This is a genomic window from Enterococcus sp. AZ163 (assembly GCF_050498925.1).
In the GTDB taxonomy this organism is placed as follows: domain Bacteria; phylum Bacillota; class Bacilli; order Lactobacillales; family Enterococcaceae; genus Enterococcus_A; species Enterococcus_A ferrettii.
The window spans coordinates 2,461,973-2,475,000 of sequence record NZ_JBIPAO010000001.1 but is presented as its reverse complement, the minus strand read 5'-3'; the positions used below and the strand labels follow the sequence as shown (position 1 = coordinate 2,475,000).

Sequence of the window (13,028 nt, the reverse complement as noted above, 5' to 3'; positions counted from 1 at the left end):
CCGAACTGAGAGAAGCTTTAAGAGATTAGCTTAGCCTCGCGACTTCGCGACTCGTTGTACTTCCCATTGTAGCACGTGTGTAGCCCAGGTCATAAGGGGCATGATGATTTGACGTCATCCCCACCTTCCTCCGGTTTGTCACCGGCAGTCTCGCTAGAGTGCCCAACTAAATGATGGCAACTAACAATAAGGGTTGCGCTCGTTGCGGGACTTAACCCAACATCTCACGACACGAGCTGACGACAACCATGCACCACCTGTCACTTTGCCCCCGAAGGGGAAGCTCTATCTCTAGAGTGGTCAAAGGATGTCAAGACCTGGTAAGGTTCTTCGCGTTGCTTCGAATTAAACCACATGCTCCACCGCTTGTGCGGGCCCCCGTCAATTCCTTTGAGTTTCAACCTTGCGGTCGTACTCCCCAGGCGGAGTGCTTAATGCGTTAGCTGCAGCACTGAAGGGCGGAAACCCTCCAACACTTAGCACTCATCGTTTACGGCGTGGACTACCAGGGTATCTAATCCTGTTTGCTCCCCACGCTTTCGAGCCTCAGCGTCAGTTACAGACCAGAGAGCCGCCTTCGCCACTGGTGTTCCTCCATATATCTACGCATTTCACCGCTACACATGGAATTCCACTCTCCTCTTCTGCACTCAAGTTTCCCAGTTTCCAATGACCCTCCCCGGTTGAGCCGGGGGCTTTCACATCAGACTTAAGAAACCGCCTGCGCTCGCTTTACGCCCAATAAATCCGGACAACGCTTGCCACCTACGTATTACCGCGGCTGCTGGCACGTAGTTAGCCGTGGCTTTCTGGTTAGATACCGTCAAGGGGTGAACTTTTTACTCTCACCCTTGTTCTTCTCTAACAACAGAGTTTTACGATCCGAAAACCTTCTTCACTCACGCGGCGTTGCTCGGTCAGACTTTCGTCCATTGCCGAAGATTCCCTACTGCTGCCTCCCGTAGGAGTTTGGGCCGTGTCTCAGTCCCAATGTGGCCGATCACCCTCTCAGGTCGGCTATGCATCGTTGCCTTGGTGAGCCGTTACCTCACCAACTAGCTAATGCACCGCGGGTCCATCCTCGAGTGACGCAAAAGCGCCTTTCAAAAGAAAACCATGCGGTTTTCTTTGTTATGCGGTATTAGCACCTGTTTCCAAGTGTTATCCCCCGCTCGAGGGTAGGTTACCCACGTGTTACTCACCCGTTCGCCACTCCTTTTCTTCCGGTGGAGCAAGCTCCGGTGGAAGAAAAAGCGTTCGACTTGCATGTATTAGGCACGCCGCCAGCGTTCGTCCTGAGCCAGGATCAAACTCTCATAAAAAGTGTTTGAAACAGTCTTGCGACTGTTAAGCTCAATTTAAAAATTGATTCGCTAGCAATTGCTTGCTATGTTGTTTGCTTCTATATAATAGAAGCGCCCTACACATTTGGTTTGTTTTATTCGTTCAGTTTTCAAAGGTCTACTTGATAAAATCGACTGTTTCTTGTTGCATCAGCAACTCTTAAATCTTATCATTTCGCCGTTTAAAAGTCAATAAGTTTTTTTGCTTTTTTTGTTTTAAAAAAACATGATTACTATCTATCGTTATCAGCGACTTTATAAAAATACCATAAGTGAAATCATCCGTCAACAAGTTTTTGAAAAAATATTTTCAGAAGATTTCATCTCATTGGAACAAATAATAATATAGCAATTTTCATCATTTAATGCAACTATAAAATAGAATTCTTCTACATTTTTTCTTAATGCGAACAAAATGTCCCTATACTAAAATAACGTTCGATTTTTGAAGCAAAAATAACAGTATACTGAAGCCTATTCATAAAAATAATTGCATAAAAAAATCAGCCGATTATTGTTCGACTGATTCTTCTTCCACCATAGGTATAAAAATTCTAAAGATCGTACCTTGACCAAGGGAGCTTTCTACACTAATGTGACCTTTGTAACTTTCAATTAGCTTATGAGCTATCGATAAACCTAACCCATTTCCTCCTTTTGTTCGTGCACGTGCCTTATCCACTCGATAAAAACGATTGAACACTTTATCAATGTCTTCATCTGGAATACCTTCACCAAAATCTTGAATCGCAATTTCAAACTCATTCAAAGTCGAAGAAATCGATATATGCACTTCTTTACGATCCGTTGAATACTTAACTGCATTGTCCATAATGATAATCATGATTTGTTCCAAATGATTTCGGTAGATTTTTAACTGACGCTCGTTTTCTAGATCATCATCTAAAGTAAATGTAAACTCTGGATATAGTAATTTAAAGTTGTTAAAGACTTGGTAAGTTACTTCTTTTGCATTGGAAGTCTCATTTCCATAATATACATCTACTTGTTCCGCACGGGATAGATCTAACATTTCTTGTACTAAGCTCTTCATTCGTTCAATTTCTTGAAGACTGGCTTGAATTGACTCTTCTAAAATTTCAGGATCATCTTTCCCCCATCGATTAAGCAAGCTGAGATGCCCTTCAATCACTGCTACAGGAGTACGTAATTCATGTGAAACATCTTCAACAAATTGTTCTTGCTGCTTAATATACATTCTAATACGATCAATTACGTCATTAAAAATCATTGCTAAATCTGCCAATTCATCGTTTGTAGTGATTTCAGGTACATGTACATCTGCCTGTGGATCCTGACGAATAATCTCCATTGTATCTCGCAAAATTTTAACAGGCTTTAAGAAGTATGAAGATAATAAGAATCCTAAAAAACTGCTAAGTACTAAAGAAACAATTTCTAATACAATCAGAGTTATTAACAATTTGCTTCGCATTTCATAAAAGTCAGAAAGTTCATAAAAAACCTGAGCATATCCTATCTTCTCTCGGGTTTCCTTAGAGTAGATTGGTTCAATGGACAAGAAGCCATTTCGATTATCAAGTGTAACGATTGTAGGGCTTTTGTGCTCTGTCTGTACTAAAGGATGATATACTTCCTGCGTTTTAAAAATTAACTTTTTATCCAAATTATAGATATCTAATGAAAGCTGCGGTTGGCCTAATTCAGCTACAAAGCTGTCAATTCGCAACATATTGCCCTCAAGTGTCATATTCCGATCATACAGAGCGTTGTCGAGATTAGACGATTCTGTTAACGTACGGTATGTATTTACTAAAGTAAGCTCTTCATCCGAATTCGCTAAACGTGACGATACGTCTGAGATTGTCTGCTCAACATTATTTCTTTCTTTAGCAACAATAAGATTGACTGAAGATTTATAAGTGATCACTGCAAAGATTGTAAATACGACGAATATAAAGAAAGAACTTGTAAAGGCCCACTTAATAGTAAGTGAAGGCCCCTTCAGTTCTCCGTGCTTTTTGAAAAGCTTTCTCATGATCTCATTACATATCCTGTTCCACGAACAGTCTGAATGTAGCTGTCTTCCCCATTAACGTCGATTTTGTTGCGCAGATAACGGATATAAACATCGACTACATTTGTTTCAACTTCAGTTTCGTAGCCCCAGACTTTATTTAATAAAACATCTCGTGCTAAAACGACATTTACATTTTCCATTAAAGTCAGTAAAAGTTCGTATTCACGTTTTGTTAATTCAATAATGTCGTTGCCGCGACGAACAACTCGGTTCTCTTTTTCAATTGTCAGGTCACGATAAGTAATGGTAGTTTGTTTAGCAACATTTTTATCGCCTTCGATATCGATCCGGCGCAATAAAGCTCGCAAACGAGCCAATAACTCCTCAATAGCAAACGGTTTGACAATGTAATCGTCAGCTCCATGGTCTAAGCCAGAAACCCGATCAATTACTGAATCTCTCGCAGTCATCATAATGATTGGTGTATTCTTTACTTGTCGTACGCGACGGCAGACTTCTAAACCATTCAGCTCTGGCAGCATCAGGTCTAATAAAATAGCATCCCAGTCATTCTCTAGAGCTGCTTCAAGCCCGGTACGTCCGTTATAATGAACATCTGTATCGTAACCTTCATGCTTCAGCTCAAGTTCTACGAAACGAGCTAAGTTTTTTTCATCTTCAATGATTAGAATATTACTCATTCTTTTTATTCCTTTCCAAATCGTTCTTGCTTAACCCCTTTGTTTCAGTGGTCTAAGCCTTCAGAAGCTACTGCCATTTTATCATGAAATCCCTAATAAAAAAACTAGGGACTATTAAACAGTTAAAAATCCCTAGTTTTAGTCTAATTATTCTTCGTCATACCAGCTATAGTGATAAATACCCTCTTTATCAGTGCGTTCATAAGTATGGGCACCAAAGTAATCCCGCTGAGCTTGAATTAAGTTTGCTGGCAAGCGTTTAGCACGGTAAGAATCGTAATAAGAAATTGCTGAAGAGAAAGTTGGAACAGGAATACCTGCTTGAACAGCAATTCCTACAACTTCACGAACAGCTGCTTGGTACTTGCTTCCAATCTCTTGGAAATAGCTGTCTAGCATTAAGTTAGCTAAATCAGTATCTTTTTCGTAAGCATCTGTAATCTTTTGCAAGAATCGGGCACGAATAATACATCCAGCACGCCAGATTTTAGCAATATCACCAAATGGCAGATCCCAATCATACTCTTTTGAAGCAGCACGAAGTTGTGCAAATCCTTGCGCATAACTCATAAGCTTACTGAAATATAACGCTTCACGGATTTTTTCAACTAATTCTTGTTTGTCGCCATCGTATTTATACGGAGCAGGACCGCTTAAAACTTTACTTGCTTCAACACGTTCTTCTTTGTAAGCTGAAATGAAACGCGCAAAAACTGACTCAGTAATCAACGGAAGCGGCACACCCAAATCTAAAGCACTTTGAGAGGTCCATTTTCCGGTTCCTTTATTTCCTGCAGCATCTAAAATTACATCTACTACCGGTTTATCAGTACCTTCATCGTCTTTTCTAGTTAAAATGTCTGCGGTAATTTCAATTAAATAGCTGTCTAATTCACCCTTGTTCCATTCGGCAAAAACATCAGCCATTTCATCAACAGACAGACCTAACAATTGTTTCATTAAGTCATAAGACTCAGCAATTAATTGCATGTCTCCGTATTCAATACCATTGTGAACCATTTTAACGTAATGACCGGCACCATTTGCGCCAATGTAGGTTACACATGGTACGCCGTCTTCAGCCTTAGCAGCAATTTGTTCGAAGATTGGGGCTACTAGGTCATAAGCTTCCTTTTGACCACCAGGCATCATAGAAGGACCTTCTAAGGCACCCTTTTCACCGCCAGAAACTCCTGTACCGATAAAGTTGATCCCTGAGTTAGCCAATTCTTCATTTCTGCGCATTGTATCCTTAAAGAAGGTATTTCCTCCATCAATTAATACATCGCCTTTATCTAAATGAGGCAACAACTCTTGAATAGTGGCATCCGTTGCCGGACCCGCTTTAACCATTAACATAATACGACGAGGTTTCTCAATCGCATTTACGAATTCCTCAATAGAGAATGTTGCTTCAAAGTTGCGGTCTGGATGTTCATCCACCACTACTTGAGTTTTTGAGCCCGTACGGTTATACAAGGCAACAGTGTAACCTCGGCTTTCGATATTTAGGGCTAGATTCTTACCCATAACCGCCATTCCGACAACACCAAATTGTGCGTTTGACATAATATACCTCCTAATTATTCCGCTATCTTCTACATTATAGCCTAAGGTGCAAAAAATGAAAAAGGAATTGTGCGTAATAAATAAAAAACCTCAAGACTCCATGGTTAGTCTTGAGGTTTTTTGCTTTTCTATCATTAAAAAAGCTATTATGCTTCTTCTTTAGACATAACATCTTTTCCATCGTAGTAGCCGCAGTTGGCACATACGTGATGACTCTTTTTCATTTCACCGCAGTTTGGACATTCGTTCAAACCTTTGATGGTTAATTTGTAATGAGTACGACGTTTTGCTTTTTTTGCTTTTGAAGTTCTTCTAGCTGGTACTGCCATTGGTGTTACACCTCCTTGTAAAATGAAGTATCTTAAAATAGATACGTATTATTCCAATCTTACTTGTTATCCTCTTCGTTAAAAAGTTCGGACAATTTTGCAAGACGAGGATCAATTGCTTCTGCTTGTTCCTTTTTCGCGAAGTATTCTTCTTCAGAAACCACTTGCCAATCATTTCCCTTAGGTAATTCTTTAGCACTTTTCTCTTCATCTGATAATACTTGCAATGGAATTGCCAGCAGTATGTTGTCTTCGACAGAATCCGTAAGATCGATTGTGTCACTCTCTAACACAATGACTTCTTCTTCACGGTCTTCTTCCTGCGCCGACCATTGCTCTTTTGTCATGAATATCTCATCCACAGAAAGATCAAGTGGCAGGTCTACTGGTTCAAGCGAACGGGAAGACGGAACAGTTACAGTTGTCGTTAACCGATAATGTAAGATATATTCTTTTTTCCCGACAGACAAGATTCCTGTAACCTTTACAGGTGCTACTGCCAAAATTTCTGAATCGCGTTGTTTTAAAGAGTCATTAACATCCATTGTTTCTGAGAAATTTAATGGTTCTTCTTGATAACGTCGCAATTCTATAATGGACCATTTCATTATTCATCACCTCTAAGCAACAATCGATATTATACAGGTGGAAAAATTCTTTGTCAATGAAATTTTCTTGACACCTTAAAAAAACTGATGCTACTGCGTTTTTTTATCATCATTTTTATGAAAACAAGAGAAAAGGGTGAACCAAATTTAATTGGCTCACCCCAAGAAAGACAACCTTAGATGGCTGTAGTTTCTCCACGGTAAACAATTCCACGACGAGGGTCTACTGTTACTAACTCGCCATCAACAATAATTGTAGTTGCATCTTTAGCGCCAACAATAACTGGAATATCTTGTGCAATGCCGACAACAGCAGCATGAGAAGTTAATCCGCCATCTTCAACGATTAAAGCAGCAGCTTTTTCAATTGCAGGCATATATTCTTTATCAGTTGTTGGTACAACTAGAACCATGCCTTCTTTAGCGTTTTTCACAGCTTCTTCAGCAGAAGATGCGATCACTGCGTTTGCAACAACAGCTTTTTCACCAACACCTTGTGCTTCTAATAATTTAGAGCCAATTAATTGGATTTTCATAACGTTAGTTGTTCCGCGTTCGCCAACTGGAACACCTGCAGTGATTAGAATTAGGTCGCCTTCTTTAGCGAAGCCTAAATCTACAGCTTTTTTAGTAGCTAATTCAAACATATCATCTGTTGTAGTTGGTTTTTCTGCAACAGTTGGGTAAACACCCCAGTTTAACATCAAGCCGCGTTTTGTGCGTTCGTCAAAGGTTACAGCCAAGATGTCTGCATCTGGACGATATTTTGAGATCATTTTAGCAGTGTATCCTGATTCTGTTGCAGCAACAATGGTTTTAACACCTAAGTTGTGTGCAGCGCGTGCTACTGACAAGCTGACAGTTTCAGTTACATCTGTTTTATCAAATTCATTGATTTGGAAAGTACCCATTTCTTCAAGTGCTTTTTCTGCTTCTTGGTCAATCCGAGCCATAGTTGCAACAGCTTCTACTGGGTAGTCACCGTTTGCTGATTCACCTGAAAGCATAGTAGCATCTGTTCCGTCGAAAACAGCGTTCGCAACGTCAGACGCTTCAGCACGTGTAGGACGTGGGTTGCTTTGCATAGATTCCAACATTTGTGTAGCGGTAATAACTGATTTACCAGCAGCATTACATTTTTTGATAATTGATTTTTGAACCATTGGAACTTCTTCCGCTGGAATTTCAACACCCATGTCGCCGCGGGCAACCATGATACCATCAGAAACTTTGATGATTTCGTCAATGTTGTCAATACCTTCTTGAGATTCAATTTTAGAGAAGATTTGAACATGCATCATGTCTTTTTCTTCTAAAATTTCACGAATTTCTAAAACGTCTTGTGCTTTACGTACAAAGCTGGCAGCGATGAAGTCAATGTCGTTGTCCAAACCAAAACGAATATCTTCTGCATCCTTTTCAGTGATTCCTGGCAAGCTGATTGAAACGCCTGGTGCATTAACACCTTTGCGTGAACCTAACATACCAGCATTTTTAACGACAACAACTAGCTCACGTGCTGCTTCATCTTTTTCGATAATTTCCATGTCAATTAAGCCATCATCGAATAAAACGTGTCCGCCAACGTGAACATCCTCGAATAAGCCAGGATAAGTAACCGCAATTTTTTCTTTTGTTCCTTTATGTTCAGGGTTCATTGAAATACGAGTTTTATCTCCAACTTCAAATTGGATATAGCCCGCACGACCATAATCTGCTTCTGTAGTGTCTTGTACCGTTGTGCGAATTTCTGCACCTTTTGTATCTAAAAGAATACCGACGTCTTTTCCTGTTTTCTTAACAGCTTCACGAACAAGAGTCATACGACTTAATTGTTCTTCATGGTCACCGTGAGAAAAGTTGAAACGAAAGACATTTGCACCAGCCTCGATCAACTCTGAGATGATTTCAAGTGTATTACTTGCTGGTCCTAATGTACTAACGATTTTTGTTTTTTTCATTATATAAACGCTCCTATTCTTGTTGTCATTGCTTTTATAATTAAATAGCCTCGGGCTACCTAGTTAACGAGATTAAAATGAGATTGTTTGGTTCAGTTCATACAGAGATAAGTCAGGTTTATGTTTATTGTTTTCTAAAGTATCAATAATATCAGCTGCAACCACTTTATTGTTTAACATACCAATACACAATCCACCTTTTTCCTGTTGCAACAATTCGACTGCATACGAGCCAAATTTACTTGCTAATACGCGGTCGCGGGCGCTTGGAGATCCCCCACGCACAACATGGCCAAGCACACTAACTCGGGTATGGAAATCACCATACTCTGATAACTTATCCGCAAAATCATTGCCGCCCATGACACCTTCAGCAAGAACAATTAGACAATGTTTTTTTCCACGATCACGTCCCGCTTTAATTTTTTCAGCAATCTGAGCCATATTGAAGTCATGCTCTGGAATGACAATTTCATCTGCCCCACCAGCAACACCTGACCATAAAGCAATATCACCGGCTCCACGCCCCATTACTTCAATTACGAAAGTGCGTACATGAGAAGTCGCTGTATCACGAATTCTATCGATTGATTCCAAGACTGTGTTGATGGCTGTATCAAAACCGATAGTGAAATCTGTTCCTGGAATATCATTATCAATTGTCCCTGGAATACCCACTGCTGGGAAACCGTGTTTAGTTAATGCCATTGCTCCATGATAAGAACCGTCTCCACCAATAACTACTAATCCTTCGATCCCAAACTTTTTCAATTGTTCGATCCCTTTTAATTGACCTTCTTCAGTCGCAAATTCTGGGTAACGAGCAGAATATAAAAATGTTCCTCCACGTTGGATTTTATCACCAACATCAGCAACATCCAAACGTCGAATATCACCTGCAACCAAACCTGCAAAACCGTAGTTGATTCCATAAACTTCAAGACCTTCATAGATCCCTTTACGAACCACGGCACGAACAGCTGCGTTCATTCCTGGAGCGTCTCCTCCACTTGTTAAAATTCCAATGCGTTTCATTTTCTCACCTCAAAAAATTATTAATCAAGCATTGTTCTCAATTCATGGTACATTCTACCATCAAAGCCGCTAAAAGTCTTGGAAAGATGTTAGGAAAGTTTGATATACCTGAAAAAAGTTTTGAAAGTTACAAGAAATCATCGTAATACGACGTTTTTATTACCCAATATGTCACGTAAATCGGTCAATAAGTCCTCATTACGCCCTATCCAATACTCCTTTCCTAACACAATCTTTCTTTGATCTTTTTCAAAATAAAGAATTACCGGAATATTCCCAGGAGCGGTTTTCAGCTTTTCTGCAATTTCTTGATGAAGCGTACGGCTATCCTGTTCACTGGAAATTCTCAGATAAAGAATTTCTTCTGAGAGACTGTTTTCTACCGTGTCAGCTGACTCAAATTCTTCCACCAACAATTGCAATGATTGATCATAACTACTTTTTTCAATTTTTCCGGAGACAAGATAAACTTGGTCTAAGTGAATCATATTGCGAACTTTGCGATAAAGAATCGGAAAAATAGTTAGGGAGAGTTCTCCGCTTTGATCATTTCCGTTAAGAAATGCCATCTGCTCTCCTTTTTTTGTCCTTATTTCCCGTAGCTCTTTCAAGTAAATAAGTATGGTTGCATTTTGACCTGGCACAACATCACTGGTTAAACGAATATTTCTCTGTCGTTTTAGTTTCGGATAGTTTTCAGTTGGATGTCCCGATACATACAAGCCCAAATATTTTTCTTCATAATCAAGTTTTTCTGCTAATGAATATTCTGGAACTTCGTGCTCCTTCAGACTCATAACGTCTAGCAGAGAATCACTACCGCCACTATACAAAACATTTTGAATTTTTCCTTCCAATTCAACTTGCAATTGACGACGATTTTCATGAAGCTCATCAAATGCACCTACTACGATTAACGGTTCAATATATTCTTCCTTTAGCCATCGATCTTCAATTCTCAACAAGAAATTGTCTAACGATTTATAAAAACCTTGCGCTTTACGTTCAGCAAGAATACTCGCTACATAATCGCGCCTGATACCTTTAATCGCATCTAGGCCAAAGCGAATCGTATCCTTCTCGACTAAAGTAAAACTATAAAAGCTTTTATTGATATCTGGAGCCAATAAGCTAACTCCGGCCTGATTTGCCTCGGCTATATATTCACGCATCTTTTTAGCGTCGCTCCGAACTGATTTAAGTAAGGCCGCATAGAAAGGTCCTGGATAATGAACTTTAAGATAAGCCATTTGGTAGCCGACAAAAGAATAGGCAAACGCATGTGATCGGTTAAACCCATAATTGGCAAAACGCTCTATATAATCGTATACCTCTTCAGCGCTACTTTGTGTATAGCCTTGCTGAATTGATCCAGATACAAAGTGCTGCCTCTCTTCGTCTAATAAATCCTTTTTCTTTTTGCTAACAGCGCGCCGCAATATATCTGCCTGTCCTAGACTAAATCCGGCCATTCGCGCAGCAACTTGCATAATTTGTTCTTGGTAAACAATGATGCCATAAGTGTTTTCCAAAATTGGTTTCAGCGACTCTTCAGGATATTGAATGGCTTCTTTTCCTTTTTTCCTAGCGATAAAATGATCTATGTTTTGCATGGGTCCTGGTCGATACAACGCATTTACGGCTGCGATATCCTCAATCGAAGTTGGACCTAGGCGACGTAACACATTTCGAATGCCCGCAGATTCAAATTGAAAGACTCCGCTGGTTTCGCCTCGCTGAAAAAGTTCCAAAGTTTGAGGATCATCTAATGGAATCTGCTTAAGATTGATTTCTTGTTGATAAACTTTTTTTATATTGCGTAAAGCAGTATCAATAATCGATAGGTTACGCAGACCTAAAAAGTCCATCTTCAGAAGTCCAATTGTTTCGATATCGCTCATTGTAAATTGAGTTAGCAGAATATCTTCCGAACCATTTTGCAAAGGGACAATTGAAATTAATTCTTGATCACTAATGACTACACCCGCAGCATGAGTGGATACATGTCTAGGCAAACCTTCTAAACTTAAAGCTGTTTGAAACATCAATTGGCTTTTGGAGTTTGTGTTTACTAATTGTTTCAGCGTTTCAGATTGCTCGTAAGCATCTCGCAAAGTAATTTTCAACTGATTGGGAATGGATTTGGACCAACGACTCGCTTCACTTTGAGATAAACCGAAGACTCGTCCCACATCTCGTAAGACCATTTTGGCTGCCATTGTTCCAAAAGTCGCAATTTGAGCTACATGAAAACGACCGTATTTTTCTTTTACGTAATGCAAAATTTCATTACGTCGATTATCGGGAATATCCAAGTCAATATCAGGCATACTGTTTCTTTCTGGATTTAGAAAGCGTTCGAAGAGCAGGTTATATTGAATAGGATCTACATCCGTGATTGACAAAACATACGCTACCAAAGAGCCTGCGGCAGATCCACGTCCGGCTCCCGTCACAATTTGATTGCGGTGAGCATAATCCATCACATCCCATACAATCAGAAAATAATCATCAAATCCCATTGTGTGTATGATAGACAACTCTTTAGCCAATCGTTCTTGATAAACCGTTGATATATCGTTGACTCGAAGTGGCAACCGTTCCCAGCACAGTTTTTCTAAAAACTCTTTTGCATTTTGGTCAGTTTCCAACGGATAATGCGGCAGCAGCTTTTGATGCAAAGGGATTTCGAATTGGCAGCTTTCTGCTAATGAAATGGCATTACTAATAGCTTCTTCTCTTTTTTCCTCTTGAAAATAGTGATTAATTTCTTCTTCTGACAACAAGTAGCTGTTGCCTTTTTTTTCTACTAATGCGTCTTTGCTTATCTGCTTCCCGGACTGAATTTTTTTCATCACGTCGATAGCAAAAGCTTCTTCTGGCTTTAAATACTTTACCTCGTGCAAAGCAAGAAGAGGCAAACCGTGTGGTTGCCTAATAGCATCAATTTGTCTGCTGTTAGTCAAAGAACAGCCTAAAAATACTGTATCGTGGAAGGTTTCTTTTACTTCATCCATTATGTAATCGATGTTCTCTTCTAAAGTAATTTTACTTATAGGTAAAACAACCATCAAATTCTGGCTGTTAATTTCATACTCAGCTAAATGCTGTGACTTCTCTTCAATCATTCTTTGAGAAGAAATACGCATCAAGTTTTGATAACCTGCTAAATTTTTAGCATATAAAAGAAGTGTAAATGCCTCTTCAGCTTTTGATAAGATATCTAGTTCCATGCCAATGATTGGTTTTATATCCTGATGTATGCACGCCTGATAAAATTCAACTGCTCCATAAAGTACATGCTCATCCGTTAAGGCCAAAGATTTATAGCCCAACTCTTTCGCTTTTTTGACATATTCTGAAATTGTCAAGGTACTTTTCAGCAATGAATAGGAAGTTTTAGTATATAGTTGTGGAAAATTCATGGGGCCCTCCTATAAAATATTTTCATGAAGACTTTTCTTTACTTTTTTTGAAAAA

General features: G+C 39.5%; 8 protein-coding genes and 1 rRNA gene (1 of these 9 cut by a window edge). All 9 read right to left on the bottom strand.

Going from position 1 to position 13,028, the window contains the following annotated elements; genetic code table 11:
• Positions 1-1,322, bottom strand: a 16S ribosomal RNA gene (locus IGI46_RS11760) (it extends 237 nt beyond the left edge of the window).
• Between the two features lie 532 nt (positions 1,323-1,854).
• The gene (locus tag IGI46_RS11755) at positions 1,855-3,363 is read right to left on the bottom strand and encodes a HAMP domain-containing sensor histidine kinase (RefSeq protein WP_207702964.1); all 1,509 of its coding nucleotides are present in this window, start codon (positions 3,361-3,363) and stop codon (positions 1,855-1,857) included.
• Positions 3,360-4,046 (bottom strand): response regulator transcription factor, encoded by a 687-nt coding sequence (locus IGI46_RS11750; RefSeq protein WP_010756141.1) that lies wholly within the window; start codon positions 4,044-4,046, stop codon positions 3,360-3,362. The genes IGI46_RS11755 and IGI46_RS11750 overlap by 4 nt, the downstream gene beginning before the upstream one ends.
• A 147-nt stretch (positions 4,047-4,193) precedes the next feature.
• Complete coding sequence (gndA, locus tag IGI46_RS11745) at positions 4,194-5,615, bottom strand: NADP-dependent phosphogluconate dehydrogenase (protein ID WP_429973502.1); 1,422 nt, start codon at positions 5,613-5,615, stop codon at positions 4,194-4,196.
• Between the two features lie 146 nt (positions 5,616-5,761).
• Positions 5,762-5,944 carry a 50S ribosomal protein L32 gene (rpmF, locus tag IGI46_RS11740; RefSeq protein ID WP_207702966.1) on the bottom strand — a complete coding sequence of 61 codons (183 nt, stop codon included), beginning with the start codon at positions 5,942-5,944 and terminating at the stop codon, positions 5,762-5,764.
• 59 nt (positions 5,945-6,003) lie between these two features.
• Complete coding sequence (locus IGI46_RS11735; RefSeq protein WP_429963322.1) at positions 6,004-6,552, bottom strand: YceD family protein; 549 nt, start codon at positions 6,550-6,552, stop codon at positions 6,004-6,006.
• Between the two features lie 176 nt (positions 6,553-6,728).
• Positions 6,729-8,513 (bottom strand): pyruvate kinase, encoded by a 1,785-nt coding sequence (pyk, locus tag IGI46_RS11730; RefSeq protein ID WP_207702968.1) that lies wholly within the window; start codon positions 8,511-8,513, stop codon positions 6,729-6,731.
• A gap of 72 nt (positions 8,514-8,585) precedes the next feature.
• Positions 8,586-9,548 (bottom strand): 6-phosphofructokinase, encoded by a 963-nt coding sequence (pfkA, locus tag IGI46_RS11725; RefSeq protein ID WP_429963321.1) that lies wholly within the window; start codon positions 9,546-9,548, stop codon positions 8,586-8,588.
• 137 nt (positions 9,549-9,685) lie between these two features.
• On the bottom strand, positions 9,686-12,973 hold the full coding sequence (dnaE, locus tag IGI46_RS11720) for a DNA polymerase III subunit alpha (protein ID WP_429963320.1): 3,288 nt from the start codon (positions 12,971-12,973) through the stop codon (positions 9,686-9,688).
• Between the last annotated feature and the right edge of the window lie 55 nt (positions 12,974-13,028).

Excerpts from the sequence above, each read along its gene's own strand:
- IGI46_RS11755 (WP_207702964.1), bottom strand. The coding sequence starts at position 3,363 with ATGAGAAAGCTTTTCAAAAAGCACGGAGAACTGAAGGGGCCTTCACTT.
- IGI46_RS11750 (WP_010756141.1), bottom strand. The coding sequence starts at position 4,046 with ATGAGTAATATTCTAATCATTGAAGATGAAAAAAACTTAGCTCGTTTC.
- gndA (WP_429973502.1), bottom strand. The coding sequence starts at position 5,615 with ATGTCAAACGCACAATTTGGTGTTGTCGGAATGGCGGTTATGGGTAAG.
- rpmF (WP_207702966.1), bottom strand. The coding sequence starts at position 5,944 with ATGGCAGTACCAGCTAGAAGAACTTCAAAAGCAAAAAAAGCAAAACGT.
- IGI46_RS11735 (WP_429963322.1), bottom strand. The coding sequence starts at position 6,552 with ATGAAATGGTCCATTATAGAATTGCGACGTTATCAAGAAGAACCATTA.
- pyk (WP_207702968.1), bottom strand. The coding sequence starts at position 8,513 with ATGAAAAAAACAAAAATCGTTAGTACATTAGGACCAGCAAGTAATACA.
- pfkA (WP_429963321.1), bottom strand. The coding sequence starts at position 9,548 with ATGAAACGCATTGGAATTTTAACAAGTGGAGGAGACGCTCCAGGAATG.
- dnaE (WP_429963320.1), bottom strand. The coding sequence starts at position 12,973 with ATGAATTTTCCACAACTATATACTAAAACTTCCTATTCATTGCTGAAA.